Source organism: Paracoccus stylophorae, from assembly GCF_028553765.1.
In the GTDB taxonomy this organism is placed as follows: Bacteria; Pseudomonadota; Alphaproteobacteria; order Rhodobacterales; family Rhodobacteraceae; genus Paracoccus; species Paracoccus stylophorae.
Genome location: NZ_CP067134.1, coordinates 351553 through 370582 on the forward strand (window position 1 = coordinate 351553; position 19030 = coordinate 370582).

The following is a 19030-nucleotide window of genomic DNA, read 5'->3' on the forward strand; positions in this document are numbered from 1 at the left end:
GGCCGGGGTGATGCGACGCGGGCGCGGTTTTCACACGCTGGCCAAGGACCTGGACCGCGTCACCCATGCCGAAGAGGCGCAGCGCCACGCCTTCGTGCCGGTGCTGCGTCTGGGGCTGGCGGTGCTGATGCTGGTGGCCGGGCTGGTCGCGGCGATGGGGCTGGGATTGCAGCAGCCCAATCTTGCCGCCCTGATCGCGGCTCTGGTCGTGGCCGGATGGCTGGGACTGGCGATCGGGTCGAACGATGTCGCCAACTCGCTTGGGCCGGCCTACGGCGCGGGCGCCATCGGGCTGATGCCGGGGCTGATGCTGATCGCGCTGGCCGAGATCGCCGGCGCCAGCCTGGCCGGCGGCGCGGTGACGCAGCGGCTGGCGGTCGGCATCGTCGATCCGGCGCAGCTTGCGCCGGGGCCGCTGGCGCAGGTGGTGATGCTGTCGGCGCTGGTCGGGGCGGCGGCGTGGATCACCGCCGCGACCGCCGCGGGCCTGCCGGTCAGCACCTCGCATTCCATCGTCGGCGGCATCGCCGGGGCGGGGATCGCGGCATTCGGCGCATCCTCGGTCGGGTGGGGGGCGCTGGCGGCCATCGCGACCACATGGATGCTGACACCGCTGCTGGCCGGGGCGCTGGCCGGGGCGCTGGTCGTCGTGCTGCGCCGGAACGTGCTCGAGGCGCCGGATCGCGGGCGTGCCGCGCTGCGCTGGCTGCCGCCGATGGTCGGGGCGATGTGCGGGCTGTTTGCGGCCTATGCGATGCTTCTGGCGCGGCCCGTGACCGGCACCGCGCTGGCCTTGCCTGCGGGCGCGGTCGCGGCGCTGATCGGCGGGGCCTTGATGCGCCGCAATCTGGTCCGGGAACTGGCGGGCGGCGCGGACAGGGGCGGCAGCAAGCGGCTGTTTCGCCCGCCGCTGCTGGTCGCGGCCGCGATGATGGGCTTTGCCCATGGCGCCAATGACGTGGGCAACGTCGCCGGTCCGCTTTCGGTGGTTCTGGGCGGCGGATCGGCTGCCGCCATCGCCGCGCTGCCGACCGCCTCGTGGTCCACCGCCTCGCTTCCCGTCGCGGCGCTGCTGCTGGCCGCGCTGGCCATCGCGCTTGGCACGCTGATGTTCGGGCGCAGGCTGGTGGTGATGGTCGGCAGCGGCATCACCCGGCTGAACGCGGCGCGCGCCTTTTGCGTCTCGCTGGCCACGGCGGTGACGGTGCTGACGGCCTCGGCCTTCGGTTTGCCGGTGTCGACGACCCATGTGGCGGTGGGCGGCGTGTTCGGCGTGGGATTTGCACGCGAATGGCTGGATCGGCGCGCCGCAAGGAACCGCCTGCCCGTTCCGGCCGAGGAAAACCGCCGCCGGTTGCTGATCCGCCGCAGCCACGTGGCGACGATCACCGTCGCCTGGATCGTCACCGTGCCGGTGACGGCGTTGCTGGGCGGGCTGGGCTGTCGGCTGATCCTGTGGGCCGCCGCGCCCTGATCAGACCAGCACCGGGATCGCCTGTTGCTCGGTCGCCTCGAAGATCCGGCGATAGCGGGCGATCTCGTCCGCGGGGCCGGTGGCCTTGGCGGGGTTGTCCGACAGCTTGACCGTGGGCCGCCCGTTCGCGGCCACCGCCTTGCAGACCAGGCTGAACGGCGCCAGCCCGTCGCCCGCGACCAGACCGCGAAAATCGTTGGTCAGCAGCGTGCCCCAGCCAAAGCTGACCTTGACGCGGTCGTGGAACCGGTGATGCAGATCGACGATCTTCTCGACGTCCAGCCCGTCCGAGAAGATGATCAGCTTGCGGCGCGGGTCCTCGCCCCGTTCGCGCCACCAGCGGATCGCGGCCTCGGCCCCCTCGACCGGGTCGCCGCTGTCGATGCGGATACCGGTCCAGCCCGCCAGCCAGTCGGGGGCGTGTTCCAGAAAACCCGCGGTGCCATAGGTGTCGGGCAGGATGACGCGCAGATTGCCCTCGTGCTCCTCGTGCCAGTCGGCCAGCACGTCATAGGGGGCGCGGCGCAGTTCTTCGTCGGTGTCGGCAAGCGCGGCATAGACCATGGGCAGTTCATGGGCGTTGGTGCCGATGGCCTCGATGTCGCGGCGCATCGCGATCAGGCAGTTCGAGGTGCCGGTAAAGCGTTCGCCCAGCCCTTCCATCATCGCCTGCACGCACCAGTCCTGCCACAGAAAGCTGTGCCGCCGCCGGGTGCCGAAATCCGCGATGCGCAGGTTGTCGAGCTGGCGCAGCGCCTGCACCTTTTCCCACAGACGGGTCATCGCGCGCGCATACAGCACCTGCAATTCGAACCGTCCCATGTCCTTCAGCACCGCGCGCGAGCGCAACTCCATCAGGATCGCCAGCGCGGGGATTTCCCACAGCATCACCTCGGGCCATTTGCCCTCGAAGATCAGCTCGTACTGGCCGTCGCGCTTTTCCAGCTGATAGGGCGGCAGCCGCAGCCCTTCCAGAAACTCCATGAAATCCGACCGGAACATCTGCCGGCGCCCGTAAAACGTGTTGCCGCGCAGCCAGGTGCTTTCCCCCCGGCTCAGCCGCAGGCCGCGCACATGGTCAAGCTGTTCGCGCAACTCGCCCTCATCGACCAGCTCGGCCAGGCGGATGGATCTGGTGCGGTTGATCAGGCTGAAGGTGACGGTGGTGTCGGGACGGTTGCGGAACACCGACTGGCACATCAGCAGCTTGTAGAAATCGGTGTCGATCAGCGACCGCACGATCGGGTCGATCTTCCATTTGTGGTTATAGACGCGCGTGGCGATATCGACCATCGGCGGCCCCCCTTGTTGTCAACGCATTGGTGCCCCGAAAGACTTTGCCTGCGCAAGGCCGCGCAGAACCCCTAGCGCAGGACCACCCCGGCCTCGCGCATCCGCTGTCGCGCCGCGTCCCGGCTGCGGTCCAGGTCGATGGCGCGGGTCGCGTCCTCGATCACGGTGGCGGAAAAGCCCAGCTTGAGGGCGTCCACCGCGCTCCAGGCGACGCAGAAATCATGGGCCAGCCCGACCAGTGTCAGATCCGTCAGGTCGCGTTCGCGCAGATAGCCGGCCATGCCGGTCGCCGTCTCGTGGTCGTTTTCGAAGAAGGCGGAATAGCTGTCGATCTGCGGGCGGAACCCCTTGCGGACGATCAGATCGGCCTGGTCCAGATCCAGTTCGGGGTGAAACGCGGCGCCATCGGTGCCGATCACGCAATGGCGCGGCCACAGCACCTGCGGGCCATAGGGCATCCGGGTCACGCTGAACGGCTCGGCCCCCGCATGGTTGTCGGCAAAGCTGGCATGGGTGGCGGGGTGCCAGTCCTGCGTCAGCACCACGGCATCGAAATCCGCCATCAGGGCGTTGATCTGGCCCACGATCTGGTCCCCGCCCGACACCGCCAGCGCGCCGCCGGGGCAGAAATCGTTCTGCATGTCGATCACGATCAGCGCCTTGCCCATGCCCTGTTTCCCCTGTCTTCACCGCCTTGCTGACCAGAAACCGCGATTGCCGCCCGCTTTGCAAGCCCTGCGGCCGGGTTTTCGCCGTGCAACGGCCTTGCGCCGGCCGGTGCGGCTGGATTATGCCGCGCTTATGCCGATCGTCGCTGCGCTTTACCATTTCACCCGGTTTTCGGACCCCGCCGCCCTGCGCGATCCGCTGGCGCGTCTGGCCTGCGCGCAGGGGGTGCGCGGCACGCTGCTGCTGGCGCCCGAGGGGGTCAACGGCACGATTGCGGGCACCCGGGCGGGGGTCGATGCGGTGCTGGCGCATATTCGCGGGCTGCCCGGATGCGGCGGGCTGGACTGGAAGGAAAGCACCGCCGCCGAAATGCCCTTCGGCCGGCTCTGTTGCACAAATCGGCTGCTGATCGGACTTCCCCTTTCCCCGGACAGATTTATCCTGCGACCTCTGTGATGGGCGTGCCGAGCGCGGTGAAGCCGTTGAGCACGGCGACGCGCACCTGGAACTCCGCGACCTGACGGTCGAACTCGCGTGCGGATAGGCGCTGACCCAGCAGCTTGACGCAGTGCATCTTGGTTTCTGCGCGGCTTCGGCGGTGATAGCCGCTCCATCGTCGCCAGATTGTCCGCCCGACGCGCTTCGATGTGCGCAGGATCTCGTTGCGGGCGACAGCCCCGGCTGTGTCGGGCTTCCAGGGCTTGGCGTTCTTGCGAGGCGGGATGATCGCCGCGGCACCGCGCGCGGCGATGGCGTCGTGGCACTTGCGGGTGTCGAAAGCACCATCTGCCGTGACGCTGGCGATCTCCTGGTCGGGTGGTATCTGGTCCAGAAGTTCGGGCAGCATGGGCGCGTCACCGACGTCGCTGGTGGTGAACTCGGCCGCCCGGATTTCCAGTGATTTCTCGTCGATCCCGATGTGGATCTTGCGCCAGACCCTGCGCTTCGTGCCGCCATGTTTGCGGGCGTTCCACTCGCCTTCACCCTCGACCTTGATCCCGGTGCTGTCGACCAGCAGGTGCAGCGGACCGGCCGATCCGCGGTAGGGGATGTTGACCTTCAGGGTCTTCTGGCGCCGCGACAGCGTGCTGAAGTCGGGCACCGCCCAGTCCAGGCCGATCAACCGCAGCAGGCTCTCGACGAAGCCCGTCGTCTGCCTGAGCGCCATCCCGAACAGCACTTTCATCGTGAGGCAGGTCTGGATGGCTGCGTCGCTGTAGTCCGCTTGTCGCCCGCGCTTGCCAGTCGGCGCGGCCTTCCACGTCATGGCGGGGTCGAACCAGATCGTCAGAGAGCCGCGGCGCTTGAGCGCTTGGTTATAGGCGGGCCAGTTCCTGGTCTTGTAGATCGGGGGTGTCGGTCTGCTCATGCAGTCAAGCTACCACGCTGGATTCACGAGATGAATCCCTCACGCGATTTGTGCAACAGAGCCCCTTCGGCCGCCTGAAGGTGCGGCTGAAGCGCGAGATCGTGACGATGGGCCAGCCCGATGTCGATCCGGCCGCCGCGGTCGGACATTACGTCGATCCGGCCGACTGGAACGCGCTGATCGGCGCGCCCGATGTCGCCGTGATCGACACGCGCAACGATTACGAGGTCGAGATCGGCACGTTCCGCGGCGCCGTCGATCCCGGCACCGCCAGCTTTCGCGACTTTCCCGCATGGTGGCAGCGCAACGCCCACCGCTTTGCGGGCAAACGCATCGCCATGTTCTGCACCGGCGGCATACGCTGCGAGAAATCGACCAATTACCTGCTGTCGCAGGGCGTGCGCGACGTGTTCCACCTGAAGGGCGGGATCCTGAAATATCTTGAGGATGTGCCCGCCGACGACAGCCTGTGGCAGGGCGAATGTTTCGTCTTCGATCAGCGCGTCAGCCTGACCCACGGGCTGCAACAGGGGCGGCACGGGCTGTGTCACGCCTGCCGCCGCCCGCTGGCGCCCGAGGATCGCGACCGGCCCGAATACGAGGAAGGCGCAAGCTGCCATCGCTGCGCGGGCGAATACAGCGACGCCGACCGCGCCCGGTTCCGCGAACGCCAGCGCCAGTTCGATCTGGCGGCCGCGCGCGCGGATCGGGACGGCGCGACCTAGGACGCCTCGGCCCGGTTCGAGCGGACCGAGGACCACAGCGACAGCCCGATCAGGCCGGCCCCGCCCAGCCCGGTCACGACCTCGGGGATGTGGAACAGCGATTGGGCGTACATGATCACCGACAGCGCGATGATCGCATAGAAGGCACCGTGTTCAAGATAGCGATACTGGGTCAGCGTGCCCTTTTCGACCAGCATGATGGTCATCGAACGCACATACATCGCCCCGATTCCCAGCCCGATGGCGATGACGAACAGGTTCTGGCTGAGGGCGAAGGCCCCGATCACGCCGTCAAAGCTGAAGGACGCGTCCAGAACCTCAAGATACAGGAACGCGCCCACGCCGCCCGCCGCCGCCGTCTTGCGCGCGCCCTGCGCATGGTCCAGGAACCCGCCCAGAACCTCGACCAGCAGAAATGTCAGCAGGCCCCAGATCGCGGCCGAAAAGAACACCTGCTGCGCGGCCGCATCGGGTTGCAGCCGCGCGAATCCCAGCACGGCCAGCAGCGCGATGGCGACCTCGATCCCGCGGATGGTGGCATAGCGCGCCATCTTGTCCTCGATCCAGCGGACCCAGTGCACGTCTTTCTCGTGGTCGAAGAAAAAGCTGAGACCGACCATCATCAGGAACGTCCCGCCGAAGGCCGCGATGGGCAGATGCGCGTCGTGCATGATGCGGGCGTATTCGGCAGGCCGGGCCGCCGCCAGCACCAGCGCCTGCCAGGGGCCGATCCCGGCCGCGATCACCACGATCAGCAGCGGAAACACGACCCGCATCCCGAACACCGCGATCAGGATGCCCCAGGTCAGAAAACGCCGCTGCCATTCCGGGCGCATCGACTTCAGCTTGTTGGCGTTGACGATGGCGTTGTCGAAGGACAGCGAGATTTCCAGCACCGCCAGCACCGCGCAGATGAAGAAGACCGTCAGCGTGCCGCCGACCGTGCCCGTCGTCTGCCAGCCCAGTGCCGCCCCCAGCGCCAGCCCAACTGCGGTGACGATGAACGCCCACCGGAAATAGCCCAGGATCGGGGCGGTTCCCGTTCCGGCGCGCCGGGCATCGCCCGAAGATGAAGTGCTGTCCTGCATGAATACATGTCTCGGCGGCGTGGGAACGTCGCGACGCCGACATCACGCATGCGCCGCCGCATCCGCCAGAGGGGCCCGGTCGCCGAACCGATCCGCCCGGATCGGGGCGGTCCGCGCGGATATAGCATCGCCGGGCGCGCGCGGAAAGCCCGGACCGCGCCGGTCAGTCGGTGATCAGGCGCAGGCCCAGGAAGATCGCCGCCGACAGGGTCGCGGCGGCGGGCACGGTGACGATCCACGCCGCGGCGATGGTCAGCACATGCGACCGGCGCACCAGCTTGCGCCGGCTGCGTTCCTCGGGGGCGATGCGGGGGCGGTCGGGGTCCTCGATCTGGGCCTTGCGCAGCCGTCGCGCCGTGTCCCATTCGCGAAAGAACCCGACGCCGAAGATCGCGCCGACCGCGATATGGGTGGAACTGACCGGCAGGCCCAGCCAGCTTGCCACGATCACGGTGATCGCCGCCGACAGCGCCACGCAATAGGCCCGCATCGGGTTCAGCTTGGTGATCTGGCTGCCGACCATGCGGATCAGCTTGGGCCCGAACAGGAACAGCCCGAACGAGATGCCGAAGGCGCCGATCAGCATCACCCAGATCGGAATGTCGATCTGGTCCGCGACATCGCCGCCCTGCGCCGCCTGCACGATGGCGGCCAGCGGGCCGACGGCGTTGGCCACGTCGTTGGCCCCATGCGCAAAGCTGAGCAGCGCGGCCGACACGACCAGCGGGATGCCGAACAGCACCTTCAGCGACTTGTTGCGGTTTTCCAGCCCGCGCGACTGCCGCCGGATCACCGGGATCATCACCAGCCAGACCGCGACGCCCAGCGCCGCCCCCAGCATCAGCGACATTCCCAGCGTGATGTCGAAAAGATGCTTCAGCCCCTTCAGCGCCAGATAGGCGGCAAAGGTGCCGGCCATAATCCCCACCAGCACCGGCACCCAGCGCCGCGCCGCCCGGATCTTGTCGGGCTGATAGATGATGCGCGCCTTGATGAACCACAGAAATCCTGCCGCGACCAGCCCGCCCAGCGCCGGCGACACGACCCAGCTGGCCGCGATCGAGCCCATCATCGACCAGTCCACCGACGCGAACCCGGCCGCGGCGATGCCCGCGCCCATCACCCCGCCGACCACCGAATGGGTGGTCGAGACGGGCGCGCCGATCCAGGTCGCCAGGTTGACCCACAGCGCCGATGACAGCAGCGCCGCCATCATCGCCCACAGGAAGATGTCGGGCGCGCCGATGCTTTCGGGCGCGATGATGCCCTTCGAGATGGTTGTGACCACGTCGCCGCCGGCGATCAGCGCCCCGGCGCTTTCGAAGATCGCGGCGATGACGATGGCGCCGCCCATCGTCAGCGCGTTGGCGCCCACCGCCGGACCCATGTTGTTGGCGACGTCGTTGGCGCCGATATTCAGCGCCATATAGGCGCCGAAGGCGGCGGCGATGGCCACGACCGGACCATTGCTGCTTTTGTCCAGAAACAACGTGGCGGCCAGCGCCGCCAGCAGGATGAAGATGAACGAAATCCCCGGCCCGACCAGCGGGCGACCGATATAGGCCGTTGCGACTTCCAGCGCCGAAAACCGGCTGAGATCGCGATCGAGTGTTTCCAGATGGCGCGCTTCCAGATCTCTGTCGGCCATGATCCCCCCGGGGTATCCCAGCGCGTTGACTAGGCGTGTTTCCCGCGTGGATCAAGCGCCCCGCGGATCGCGGCGCGGGTTTTTGCGCCGGTATGGCTCGCCCGACGCTGCGTCGGGTCCGCGCGTCGGCCGCCGCGCCCGCCGGCAGGGGGTGTCGTGCGGGGCGGGGCGTGATCGCGCGCCATCCCGTCTTTACGATTGTAACATGCGGGCGTTGTGGGCCATCCTTGCCCCACAAGGTGCCAAAGCACCGCACGCGCGCGCGACGCGACAGTCTGGGGGTTGGGAATGAACGATCAACATCATGGCGAGGCGGCGCCGTCCCGTGCGCTGACCGAGGGCGGCACGGGCCTGTCCCGGATCGGCGATTACTACAGCGCGACGCAGCTGCGCGCCGACCGGTGGAGTTCGCTGCGCGACATCGCCGAAGAGCTGAGGCTGCACGGCGCGGAGGGGCGGCGCGGCCGCAAGCGGCTGACCGAGGCAGAAGAGCTGATCGACGCGCTGGCCCCCATCGAATCCTACTGGGCATTTCCGGGTGCCAGCGCGTTCGCCTATATGCGCCGGCTGCTGGAGCAGCGGAAGATCCACGATTTCTCGCAGGCGGTGCGGCGGGCGGCGCGCGCCCTGATCTCGGGCGCGTATCGCCGCCGCACGATCCAGCTGACGGTCGAGGACACCGAGAACGAGGATTTTCAGGACGAGATCGCCCTGTCGCCCGATGCGCGGGCGTTGGGCCGGCCCTATTTCGAGGTGCTGATCGTCGACGATCTGAACGATCATCAGGAACGCTGGCTGCGCCAGAGCCTGCAACAGGTCCGCCGCCCCGAAGACGCCTTCGTCTATGAGGCGGTGATCGTGCCCAGCCTGGAAGACGCGCTGATCGGGATCCTGTTCAATCATAACGTGCAGGCGGTGGTGGTCCGGCCGGGGCTGACGCTGAAATCGCTGAACGATGTCGAGATCCTGAACAAGTATCTGCGGCGCGCCAGCGAGGACGAGGATGTGGACGGGCTGCATCCAGACGAATACGGCCCCGAAACCTGCCGCCTCGTCCACAAGATCCGCCCCGAACTGGACACCTATCTGGTCACCGACCGGTCGGCCGAGACGATTGCGGCGATGGATCTGGGCGGGTGCCGGCGCGTCTTCTATAACCAGGAAGACTTTCTGGAACTGCACCTGAACATCCTGCGCGGCGTCAACAGCCGCTTCAAGTCGCCGTTCTTCACCGCGCTGAAGGAATATTCCAAGCAGCCCACCGGCGTGTTCCACGCCATGCCGATCAGCCGCGGCAAGTCGATTTCGCGCAGCCACTGGATTCAGGACATGGGCGCGTTCTATGGCCCCAACATCTTCCTGGCCGAAACCTCGGCCACGTCGGGCGGGCTGGACAGCCTGCTGGAACCGCGCGGCCCGATCAAGAAGGCGCAGGAATACGCGGCGCGGGCCTTTGGCTCCAAGCAGACCTTCTTTGCCACCAACGGCACCTCGACCTGCAACAAGATCGTGGTACAGGCGCTGATCCGGCCCGGCGACATCGTGCTGGTGGATCGCGACTGCCACAAATCGCATCATTACGGCATGGTGCTGGCGGGGGCGAATGTCGTCTACATGGACAGCTATCCGCTGCATCAGCATTCGATGTATGGCGCGGTCCCCATGCGCGAGATCAAGCACAAGCTGCTGGAACTGAAGGCCGACGACAAGCTGGACCGGGTCCGCATGGTCCTGCTGACCAACTGCACCTTCGACGGGCTGATCTATAACGTCGAACGGGTGATGGAGGAATGTCTGGCCATCAAGAAGGACCTGGTGTTCCTGTGGGACGAGGCGTGGTTCGCCTTTGCCCGCTTCAACCCCGCCTTCCGCCAGCGCACCGCCATGGCCAACGCCGCCAATCTGCGCCAGACCCTGCGCACCCCCGAACGCAAGCGCGAATGGGAGGCGCAGCAGGAGAGGCTGAAGGACGCCGACGATGAGACGCTGCTGAACACGCGGCTGATCGCGCCGCCCGACGCGCGGGTGCGGGTCTATGCCACGCAGTCCACCCACAAGACGCTGACCTCGCTGCGGCAGGGGTCGATGATCCATGTCTATGACCAGGATTTCAAGGGCGAGACGGAACAGGCCTTCCACGAAGCCTACATGACCCACACCTCGACCTCGCCCAATTACCAGATCATCGCCTCGCTGGATGTCGGGCGGCGTCAGGTCGAGCTTGAGGGTTACGAGTTTGTCCAGCGCCAGATCGAAAGCGCGATGTCGCTGCGCCGCGCCATCGGCACGCATCCGCTGCTGTGCAAGTATTTCAAGGTGTTGACGCTGGCGGACATGATCCCGGCCGAATACCGCGAAAGCGGGGTCGAATCCTATTACGACAGCAAGCGCGGCTGGCAGGACAGCTGGGACAACTGGGCCACCGACGAATTCGTGCTGGACCCGACCAAGGTGACGCTGGCGGTCGGCGGCACGGGCTGGGACGGCGACACGTTCAAGACCCAGATCCTGATGGACAAGCACGGCATCCAGATCAACAAGACCTCGCGCAACTCTGTGTTATTCATGACCAATATCGGCACCACCCGGTCCTCGATCGCGTATCTGATCGAGGTGCTGGTCAGCATCGCCCGCGATCTGGACGATCTGCTGGACGACGCCTCGAAGATGGAGCGCCGGTCGTTTGATGCGCGGGTGAAAAGCCTGGTCGAACAGGTGCCGCCGCTGCCCGATTTCAGCCGCTTTCATCCCGCCTTCCGCGGCGGCCAGACGCCCGAAGGCGATATCCGCAGCGCGTTCTTTCTGGCCTATGACGAAGATAACTGCGACTATCTGGATCTGGATCAGGCCCTGCGCGAAAAGCTGGACAGCGGCGAGGAGCTGGTGTCGGCCTCGTTCATCATCCCCTATCCGCCGGGCTTTCCCATCCTGGTGCCGGGGCAGGTCATCAGCCGCGAGATCCTGACCTTCATGCGCGCGCTGGATGTCAGCGAGATCCACGGATACCGCCCCGATCTGGGCCTGCGCGTCTTCACGTCCGAGGCGCTTGCGCGGGTCGAGAACGCGAAATCCTGACCCCGCCTGGCGCGCCGCCGCCTAGAAGGTCGGCGGCGTGCAGGCGCTGACGATCACGCAGCGCACCGTGCCGGGATTGCGGAACCGGTGCGGGCGGCGGCTGTCGAAGATATAGGCGTCGCCGGGTTCCAGCACCGCCACCTCGTCGCCCACCGTGATCTCGATCCGTCCCTCGATCACGATCCCGGCCTCTTCGGCGTCGTGGCTGTAGAACGTCTCGCCGGTGTCGGCGCCGGGATCATAGGTTTCGTGCAGCATCATCAGGCTGTTGCGGTCGGCGCGGCCGATGCGCAACAGCGACAGCTTCGCCGCCGTCGCCTGCGGGCCGTGCACCGTGGTCGAGCGGATTTCCGGCAGATCGGCATGCGCCCAGAAGGTGCGCGGCTCTTCCTCGGTTTCCATGAAGAAATCGACCATGCTGGTCGTCAGCCCGTCCAGGATCTTCTTGAGATTGGCGACCGACGGGCTGATCTTGTTCTGTTCGATCATCGAGATCAGCCCGTTCGTCACCCCCGCCCGCGAGGCCAACTGGCGTTGCGACAGCCGCCGGTCCTGCCGCAGCAGGCGCAGCCGCGTGCCGATGTCGAAATCCATATCGCTCATGTTCCTGCCTCGTCCGGCCGTCTGATCGTTCTGTCGTCGCTGCGGTGCAGAAACGACGCACCTGATCGCGCGGTTCGGTGAAACATCTTGCCCCGCTGATCGGCGTGATTAATATATTGAGCAGAATTTCAGGAGTCATGCCATGACCAATGCAGAACTTTCCGAACGCCGTTCGGCCGCCGTCGCGCGCGGCGTCGGTGTCGCCACCCCGCTTTTCGCGCAGAAGGCGAAGAATGCCGAGCTGTGGGACAGCGAGGGCCGGCGCTTTATCGACTTTGCCGGCGGGATCGCGGTCGTGAATACCGGCCACAGCCATCCGCGCGTGGTCGAGGCGGTGAAGAACCAGATCGACCATTTCAGCCATACCTGCCATCAGGTCGCGCCCTATGAAAACTATGTCGAACTGGCCGAGAAGCTGAACGCGGCGGCGCCGGGCGATTTCCCGAAAAAGACGATGTTCGCCACCACCGGGGCCGAGGCGGTCGAGAACGCGGTCAAGATCGCGCGCGCATTCACCGGGCGTCAGGCGGTGATCGCGTTCTCCGGCGGGTTCCACGGACGCACCTTCATGGGCATGTCGCTGACCGGCAAGGTCCAGCCCTACAAGGCGGGCTTCGGCGCGATGCCGGGCGATGTCTGGCACGTGCCGTTCCCGATGGCGCCCCACGGCATCACCGCCGAGGATTCGCTGGCCGCGATCGACGGGCTGTTCAAGGCCGATGTCGATCCCGCCCGCGTCGCCGCGATCATCATCGAACCGGTGCAGGGCGAAGGCGGCTTCTATCCGGCGCCGCCCGAACTGATGCGCGAGCTGCGTGCGCTGTGCGACAAGCACGGCATCCTGCTGATCGCGGACGAGGTCCAGACCGGGTTCGCCCGCACCGGCAAGCTGTTTGCGATGGAACATCACGACGTCGCCGCCGATCTGACGACGATGGCGAAAAGCCTTGCCGGCGGTTATCCGCTGTCGGGCGTGGTCGGCCGTGCCGAGGTGATGGACGCGCCGCAGCCGGGCGGGCTGGGCGGCACCTATGGCGGCAGCCCGCTCGGCATCGCCGCCGCGCTGGCGGTGCTGGAGGTGATCCGCGACGAGGATCTGTGCGCGCGGGCCGAAAAGCTGGGCGATACGCTGAAATCGCGCCTGTCGTCGATGCAGAACGAGGTGCCCGAACTGGCCGATATTCGCGGCCCCGGCTTCATGGTCGCGGCCGAGTTCATCGACGCCGAGGGCACGCCGCTGCCGCAGATGGCCACCGCCGTCCGCGACGAGGCGATGGAACGCGGGCTGATCCTGCTGACCTGCGGCGTCTATGGCAACGTCATCCGCTTCCTGTCGCCGATCACCATCGAGGACGAGGTGTTCGCCGAGGCGCTGGACATTCTGGGCGACTCGCTGCGCGCCGCCAAGGCCGCGCAGGACGCCCGCGCCGACGCCGCCTGATCGCAGGCCAACGCCCCGCCGGCCCGTCCGGCACGCAAACCCGTCCCGCCGCGCCGGTCGCGGCGGGCGTTGCGTTCCCAAAGGGGCAGATCGCGCGCGGGAACGCAGCGTCACGGGAACAATCGCGCAACGCGGGGGTTGCGCACGATGCCCTTCACCCGCCGACCCCGTGCCGGGGCGCTTGAGACCGTGCGCCCCGCGCCTTAAGCGTCACCGCAAGATTCGCATGATCCGGTCCCGATGGCCGGACATTGCCCGATGAAACTGGAGTAGAACGAAATGACACCCTTCGCGATTGCCGGCATCCAGATGCATGTCGCCGCGCTGCACTCGAACGTCGAGGCGATGCTGCATCGCGTCGATATCCTGATGGCGCGCTTTCCCTGGACCCAGATGGCGCTGTTCAGCGAACTGGCGCCCTATGGCCCGCTGCACCGCTTTGCCCAGCCCTTCCCGAACGAGGCGCTGGAACAGTTCCAGCAAAAGGCCCGCCAGCACAAGCTGTGGCTGATTCCCGGTTCCATGTTTCGAAAGCTGGAAGACGGGCGGCTGATGAACAGCTCGGTCGTGATCAACCCCGAGGGCGAGATCGTCAAGACCTATGACAAGATGTTCCCGTTCCGCCCCTATGAGGAAGGGATTTCGGCCGGCACCGATTTCTGCGTCTTCGACGTGCCGCAGGTGGGCCGGTTCGGCCTGTCGATCTGTTACGACATCTGGTTTCCGGAAACCACGCGCCAGCTGACCAGCCAGGGCGTCGAGGTGCTGTTGCACCCGGTCCTGACCGGCACCACCGACCGCGACGCCGAACTGGCCATCGCGCGGGCCACGGCGGCGCAGTTCCAGTGCTATGTCTTCGACGTGAACGGGCTGGGGGCGGGTGGCGTCGGCCGGTCGCTGGTGGTCGATCCCTCGTCGCTGGTGCTGCACCAGTCTGCGGGCCAGGAAGACATCTTCCCGATCGAGGTCGATCTGGAACTGGTCCGCCGGCAGCGCGAGACCGGCATGAAGGGTCTGGGCCAGGTGCTGAAAAGCTTTCGCGACCGCGACGCCGATTTTTCGGTCTATGACCGGACCAGCAATGTCGATGCCTATCTGAAGACGCTTGGGCCGCTGGAAACGCCGCGGCAGGGATCGCCTGCCGGGTTGACCGCGACCGATCCGCGCACCGCGCTGGAAACCGCCGAATCCTCGCGGGTCGAGACCTATGGCGCGGCGGTCTATCGCGACAATCTGGCGCCCTTCCCGCTGGCGCGCGGCGACGGCGAATAGGGGCCGCGTCACACCGTTTCCGGCGCGCCCCACGGCGGGCCGGGGGCAAATCCCCTTGCGTCACGGGACGATGCGCGCAAGGCTGATCGTCGAGAAGATCGAGGTATCCCGGCGGTGGCGGCATTTCCCGCCCCGCCGGGATGCGACCGAAAAACCGACAGTATCAGTCAGGGAGAGGACGGAAATGCCCAAGAAGACACTGAGAAACATCTCCGAGATACGGCGCTATTTCCACACCAACGAAGACCCGATCTATTTTGTCTCGGCGACGAACTTCAATCTGCTGGGCATCGACGAATGGGTGAAGAACTTCAAGTATATCTGCTATATGGATTGCTTCGACGGACGGCACCCCAACGTCTTCGTCCCCTCGGAAATCCCGCATGAGGAATTCCAGTCCATCGAGGACATCAACAACTATCTTCTTCAGCACAAGGAAGTCATCGACTTCGTGAAACGCCGCGGCGGCAAGCCGAAATTCGTGTTCCTGATGTTCGACGAAAAGACCGAGATGCTGGTCAAGGAACTGGGCGGCGAGGTCTGGTTCCCCAAGGCCAAGCTGCGCGAACGCTGCGACAACAAGATCGAGACGGTGCGGATCGGCAACAAGGCCGGCGTGCCCTCGGTGCCCAACACCCTGTCCGAAGTGCGCGACTACGATCATCTGCGCCAGATCTGCGAAAAGGCCGGGCTGGGGCACGATCTGGTCCTGCAATCCGCATTCGGCGACAGCGGGCACACCACCTTCTTCATCAAGTCCGAAGCCGATTTCCGCAAGCACGAACACGAGATCGTCGGTCAGGGCGAGATCAAGATCATGAAGCGGATCGACTGTCGCGGATCGGCCATCGAAGGCTGCGTGACGCAGCAGGGCACGATCGTCGGCCCGCTGATGACGGAGCTGGTCGGGTTCAAGGAACTGACCCCCTATCGCGGCGGCTGGTGCGGAAACGAGATCTTCGCGACCTCTTTCCCCGCCAGGACCCGCCAGAAGGCGCGGGATCTGACCTTCAAGTTCGGCGAACAGCTGCGCAAGGAAGGCTATCGCGGCTATTTCGAGCTGGATTTCCTGATCGAGAAGAAGAACGGCGAATTGTGGCTGGGCGAATTGAACCCGCGCATCACCGGCGCCAGTTCGATGACCAACCACGCCGCCTTCGCCCATGCCGATGCGCCGCTGTTCCTGTTCCACCTGCTGGCCTTTTCGAAGAAACCGTTCGAACTGGACGTCGAAGAGCTGAATGCAAGATGGGCCGATCCGGAAATGATCGACAGCTGGTCGCAGATGGTCATCAAGCACACCGATGACGACGTGGACATCATCACCGAGGCACCGCAAAGCGGCATCTACAAGATGCTGGAGGATGGGCGCGTGGTCTTCGACCGCTTCGATTATCACCGCCGCGCCGTCGAGACCGAGAACGAGGCGTTCTTCCTGCGCATCTCGGGCGTGGGGGATTACCGCTATGAAGGGGCCGATCTGGGCATTCTGGTGATGCGCGGCCGGTCGATGACCTCGGGCTTCAAGCTGACCGAGCGGGCGGGAAAATGGATTCACGGCATCAAGAACGCCTATGCCGCACGGCCGCTGCCCGCGGCACAGGCGCTTGACGCGCCGGCCTTCAAGATCATGTAAAGGCGCGGATGTCGCTGCATTTCAAGGCCATCAGCGAAGATCGACCCGGCCCCGTCTGGGCCGGGTTGTTCGACCTGTTCTGGCCGTCCTATCGCAGATGGTGGGCGTCCGAGGGCGTGTTCGGGCGGCCGACCTATCGCGAATGCCGCATCGCCATTGCCACGCATATGCCGGAAATCCTGCCGCTTTACGAGGAATTGTGCGAACTGGCCGGCGGCGGCGACAGCCAGGCCCGGTTTCTCAGCTTCTATTGTCCGCCGCGCTATCTGTCGGGGTGCAGCCAGGCGATCTGGCAGGGCGACCGGCCGCTGCTGGTGCGCAATTACGACTATCACCCCGGCGCCTTCGACGCGATCCTGCTGGCGACGCGCTGGCAGGGGCGGCGCGTCATCGGGATGAGCGACGGGATGTTCGGCCTGATCGACGGCATGAACGATGCGGGCCTGTCGCTGTCGCTGACCTTCGGCGGGCGGCGCGAGGTGGGCGAGGGGTTCGGCATCCCGCTGATCCTGCGCTATATCCTGCAAACCTGCGAAACGCTGGACGACGCCGCCGCCGTGCTGCAACGCGTGCCTTGTCACATGAGCTATAACGTCACCGTTCTGGACCGGCAGCGACGCTATTTCACCGCCTATCTGACGCCCGACCGGCCCTCGATCATCTCGCGCGTGCCGGTGGCGACCAACCATCAGGAACGGGTGGAATGGTCCAGCCACGCCCGCTTTACCGCGACGGTGGAACGGCAGCGTTTCCTGTTGAACCGGCTGACCATGCACCCCGAGACGCAGGACCGCTTCATCGGCGTGTTCCTGCGCCCGCCGCTGTATTCCACGGCCTTCTCATCGGGGTTCGGCACGCTTTACACTGCCGCCTACATGCCGGCCGAGGGCAAGATGCAGGTCTGGTGGCCCGATCACGTCTGGACCCACAGCCTGAACGATTTTCACGCCGGATCGCAGTTCATCCTGATCCCCGGCGCCGCGCCGCCGCCGCCGCCGCTGATGGGCTGATCGCGCCGCAGCAGATAGATGTCCATGATCCAGCCATGCGCCGCACGCGCGCGGGCACGGGCGCGGACGATGCGCGGACCGGCCTCGGTCAGCGGGCCGTGATCCAGGATCTGGCCGGCCATGCCCACGAACCCGCCCCACCAGATCCGCAGCCCATCCGGCGGCAGCGCGCGGAACGAACATGCGCCGTCCAGCATGACGACGACGGTATCGGCACCCTCGGGCCAGCCGTGATCGCGCAGCCTGCGCCCGGTGGTGATCTGTACCGGCGCGCCGATCCGGTTCAGCGGGATGGCGTGCGCCGCGCAAAGCGCCTGGATCGCGGTGATGCCCGGTATGACGCGGCAGGTCAGCGGCAGGTCCAGACGCCCGGCAATGCGCAGCGTGCTGTCATACAGCGACGGATCGCCCCAGACCAGCAGCGCGACCCGCCCCGAAAGCCGGGGCAGATGCGCCGCGATGCAGGCCCGCCAGGCCGCCGCGATGGCGTCGTGCCAGCAATCGACGCCGCGGCGATAATCCGCCGCGCCGTCGTCGCGCTGCGGCAGGTCGAACTCGACGATGCGCGTCGCCGGGCCTGCGTGACGGGCGCAGATGTCACGTCGCAACCCGGCCAGATCCTGCTTGTCCGCGCCTTTCAGCGGGATCAGGATCAGATCGGCCCCGGCGATTTCGGCCGCCGCCTGCAAGGTCAGATGATCGGGATTGCCGGTTCCGATCCCGATCAGCGTCAATTCGATCATGCGGGCGTTCCGTGCGGCGCGGGCAAGGGGCCGCGCCGCCCCTGTCGCGTCAGGCGAACAGCCGGGGCGTGACCAGCCCACTGCGCCGCAGCCCGTGCAGCGACTTGGCCCCGGCCAGCACCGCCAGATCGACCAGCGGCTCGATCAGCACGACCATCATGTAGGCGGCGCCGAACGTGGCGATCCCGCCGATCCCGGCAAGACCCTGGCCATAGATCGCCCAGAACGCGACCCAGACCACGACCCCGCCCTGATAGGCGGTCGACAGCGCCAGCGCCTGACCATAGCGCAGATCGACATAGGGCGTGTGCGGCGCGATGATCCGGCGCGCCAGCGCCTGCACCGCGAACAGCGGCACCAGCAGCGTGGTCACGTTCATGCCGAATTGCGGCAGATCGAAGGGCGCGAAGAACAGACCCTGAAGCAGCAGCCCCATCGCCAGCCCGATGGCCGCAGGCGCCGCGCCGAACAGCAGGAACAGGGTCGAGCCGAGGATGAAATGCACCTCGGACACGCCGACGGGGAAATGCGGCAGGATCTGGAAGAAGGTGAAGACGCCGGCCGTGCTGATCGCGCTGCGCGCCAGCAAAGAGCCGATGCCGCGTTCGCGTATCGCCGTCAGCGCCTCGCGCGCGGCATACAGCCCCGCACCGGCGGCGGTGGCATAGCTGAGCGCGAGCTTCGCGCCGGTGACGATTCCGGGTTCGATATGCATGTCAGTCTCCTTGTGCCGTCACACCCGACGGCTGGTGGCGATGTGCTGATGGCCGGTTTCCTGGCTTGCGGGTCGATGCGTGGCTTCGGCCTTCCCCGGCCCTTCAGGGCCCAGTGGCGTTGTCGAAGCACGCTCTCCGCATACAGTCGCGGGGGCGGCTGGGGCTTCGGGCGCCGCGATTTGGTCCGCCCTTCCCCATTCCCGATGAAGCCCGACGCATTCGCGTCATGACGGGCACCGATCAGGGGTTCAGATAGACGCGTTCGCGA

Annotated in this window: 14 protein-coding genes, 2 pseudogenes and 1 riboswitch; of the genes and pseudogenes, 8 read left to right on the forward strand and 8 right to left on the reverse strand. The window is 66.5% G+C overall.

Features of this window, described 5'->3' with window-relative positions:
* Positions 1-10 precede the first annotated feature (10 nt).
* Entirely contained in the window at positions 11-1474 is a 1464-nt protein-coding gene (locus JHW45_RS01695) for an inorganic phosphate transporter (protein WP_272859240.1), read from the forward strand.
* Here JHW45_RS01695 and pncB read toward each other — a convergent pair whose 3' ends face one another.
* Together pncB and pncA are read right to left on the reverse strand one after the other, a co-directional pair.
* Entirely contained in the window at positions 1475-2767 is a 1293-nt protein-coding gene (pncB, locus tag JHW45_RS01700; protein WP_272859241.1) for a nicotinate phosphoribosyltransferase, read from the reverse strand.
* A gap of 71 nt (positions 2768-2838) precedes the next feature.
* On the reverse strand, positions 2839-3435 hold the full coding sequence (gene pncA, locus JHW45_RS01705; RefSeq protein ID WP_272859242.1) for a bifunctional nicotinamidase/pyrazinamidase: 597 nt from the start codon (positions 3433-3435) through the stop codon (positions 2839-2841).
* 133 nt (positions 3436-3568) lie between these two features.
* Between pncA and JHW45_RS01710 the strand changes: the two are divergent.
* Positions 3569-3823, forward strand: a pseudogene (locus JHW45_RS01710) (oxygen-dependent tRNA uridine(34) hydroxylase TrhO); the annotation flags it as partial.
* Positions 3824-3872: 49 nt separating this feature from the next.
* Here the strand turns inward: JHW45_RS01710 and JHW45_RS01715 are convergent.
* Positions 3873-4805 carry an IS5 family transposase gene (locus JHW45_RS01715; protein WP_119136892.1) on the reverse strand — a complete coding sequence of 311 codons (933 nt, stop codon included), beginning with the start codon at positions 4803-4805 and terminating at the stop codon, positions 3873-3875.
* Between the two features lie 59 nt (positions 4806-4864).
* Between JHW45_RS01715 and trhO the strand changes: the two are divergent.
* Positions 4865-5530: pseudogene (gene trhO / locus JHW45_RS01720) on the forward strand (oxygen-dependent tRNA uridine(34) hydroxylase TrhO); the annotation flags it as partial.
* Here the strand turns inward: trhO and JHW45_RS01725 are convergent.
* Positions 5527-6618, reverse strand: coding sequence for a DUF475 domain-containing protein (locus JHW45_RS01725; protein WP_272859243.1), 1092 nt, complete (start codon positions 6616-6618; stop codon positions 5527-5529). The pseudogene trhO and the gene JHW45_RS01725 sit on opposite strands and share 4 nt — an antisense overlap.
* Positions 6619-6781: 163 nt before the next feature.
* Entirely contained in the window at positions 6782-8266 is a 1485-nt protein-coding gene (locus JHW45_RS01730; RefSeq protein ID WP_272859244.1) for an inorganic phosphate transporter, read from the reverse strand.
* 288 nt (positions 8267-8554) lie between these two features.
* On the opposite strand from JHW45_RS01730, the gene JHW45_RS01735 reads away from it, so the two are divergent.
* Complete coding sequence (locus tag JHW45_RS01735; RefSeq protein ID WP_272859245.1) at positions 8555-11341, forward strand: aminotransferase class I/II-fold pyridoxal phosphate-dependent enzyme; 2787 nt, start codon at positions 8555-8557, stop codon at positions 11339-11341.
* Positions 11342-11362: 21 nt separating this feature from the next.
* On the opposite strand, the gene JHW45_RS01740 is transcribed toward JHW45_RS01735, so the two are convergent.
* Positions 11363-11944: a cupin domain-containing protein gene (locus tag JHW45_RS01740; RefSeq protein WP_272859246.1), complete on the reverse strand. Its 582-nt coding sequence runs from the start codon at positions 11942-11944 to the stop codon at positions 11363-11365.
* A gap of 142 nt (positions 11945-12086) precedes the next feature.
* Here JHW45_RS01740 and JHW45_RS01745 point away from each other — a divergent pair, with 142 nt between their 5' ends.
* The 4 genes from JHW45_RS01745 (at position 12087) to JHW45_RS01760 (ending at position 17303) form a co-directional block, all read left to right on the forward strand.
* Positions 12087-13385 carry a 4-aminobutyrate--2-oxoglutarate transaminase gene (locus JHW45_RS01745; RefSeq protein WP_272859247.1) on the forward strand — a complete coding sequence of 433 codons (1299 nt, stop codon included), beginning with the start codon at positions 12087-12089 and terminating at the stop codon, positions 13383-13385.
* Positions 13386-13664: 279 nt separating this feature from the next.
* Positions 13665-14657 carry a carbon-nitrogen hydrolase family protein gene (locus JHW45_RS01750; RefSeq protein ID WP_272859248.1) on the forward strand — a complete coding sequence of 331 codons (993 nt, stop codon included), beginning with the start codon at positions 13665-13667 and terminating at the stop codon, positions 14655-14657.
* 184 nt (positions 14658-14841) lie between these two features.
* The gene (locus tag JHW45_RS01755) at positions 14842-16293 is read left to right on the forward strand and encodes a biotin carboxylase (protein ID WP_272859249.1); all 1452 of its coding nucleotides are present in this window, start codon (positions 14842-14844) and stop codon (positions 16291-16293) included.
* Positions 16294-16301: 8 nt separating this feature from the next.
* Positions 16302-17303 (forward strand): C45 family autoproteolytic acyltransferase/hydrolase, encoded by a 1002-nt coding sequence (locus JHW45_RS01760; protein WP_272859250.1) that lies wholly within the window; start codon positions 16302-16304, stop codon positions 17301-17303.
* On the opposite strand, the gene cobF is transcribed toward JHW45_RS01760, so the two are convergent.
* Complete coding sequence (cobF, locus tag JHW45_RS01765; RefSeq protein ID WP_272859251.1) at positions 17237-18046, reverse strand: precorrin-6A synthase (deacetylating); 810 nt, start codon at positions 18044-18046, stop codon at positions 17237-17239. The two genes, JHW45_RS01760 and cobF, sit on opposite strands and share 67 nt — an antisense overlap.
* A gap of 49 nt (positions 18047-18095) precedes the next feature.
* Positions 18096-18761 (reverse strand): energy-coupling factor ABC transporter permease, encoded by a 666-nt coding sequence (locus JHW45_RS01770; RefSeq protein WP_272859252.1) that lies wholly within the window; start codon positions 18759-18761, stop codon positions 18096-18098.
* 33 nt (positions 18762-18794) lie between these two features.
* Positions 18795-19019, reverse strand: a riboswitch (cobalamin riboswitch).
* Positions 19020-19030: the final 11 nt, after the last annotated feature.

Coding starts and splice junctions, on each gene's coding strand:
- JHW45_RS01695 (WP_272859240.1), top strand. CDS start 11: ATGCGACGCGGGCGCGGTTTTCACACGCTGGCCAAGGACCTGGACCGC.
- pncB (WP_272859241.1), bottom strand. CDS start 2,767: ATGGTCGATATCGCCACGCGCGTCTATAACCACAAATGGAAGATCGAC.
- pncA (WP_272859242.1), bottom strand. CDS start 3,435: ATGGGCAAGGCGCTGATCGTGATCGACATGCAGAACGATTTCTGCCCC.
- JHW45_RS01715 (WP_119136892.1), bottom strand. CDS start 4,805: ATGAGCAGACCGACACCCCCGATCTACAAGACCAGGAACTGGCCCGCC.
- JHW45_RS01725 (WP_272859243.1), bottom strand. CDS start 6,618: ATGCAGGACAGCACTTCATCTTCGGGCGATGCCCGGCGCGCCGGAACG.
- JHW45_RS01730 (WP_272859244.1), bottom strand. CDS start 8,266: ATGGCCGACAGAGATCTGGAAGCGCGCCATCTGGAAACACTCGATCGC.
- JHW45_RS01735 (WP_272859245.1), top strand. CDS start 8,555: ATGAACGATCAACATCATGGCGAGGCGGCGCCGTCCCGTGCGCTGACC.
- JHW45_RS01740 (WP_272859246.1), bottom strand. CDS start 11,944: ATGAGCGATATGGATTTCGACATCGGCACGCGGCTGCGCCTGCTGCGG.
- JHW45_RS01745 (WP_272859247.1), top strand. CDS start 12,087: ATGACCAATGCAGAACTTTCCGAACGCCGTTCGGCCGCCGTCGCGCGC.
- JHW45_RS01750 (WP_272859248.1), top strand. CDS start 13,665: ATGACACCCTTCGCGATTGCCGGCATCCAGATGCATGTCGCCGCGCTG.
- JHW45_RS01755 (WP_272859249.1), top strand. CDS start 14,842: ATGCCCAAGAAGACACTGAGAAACATCTCCGAGATACGGCGCTATTTC.
- JHW45_RS01760 (WP_272859250.1), top strand. CDS start 16,302: ATGTCGCTGCATTTCAAGGCCATCAGCGAAGATCGACCCGGCCCCGTC.
- cobF (WP_272859251.1), bottom strand. CDS start 18,046: ATGATCGAATTGACGCTGATCGGGATCGGAACCGGCAATCCCGATCAT.
- JHW45_RS01770 (WP_272859252.1), bottom strand. CDS start 18,761: ATGCATATCGAACCCGGAATCGTCACCGGCGCGAAGCTCGCGCTCAGC.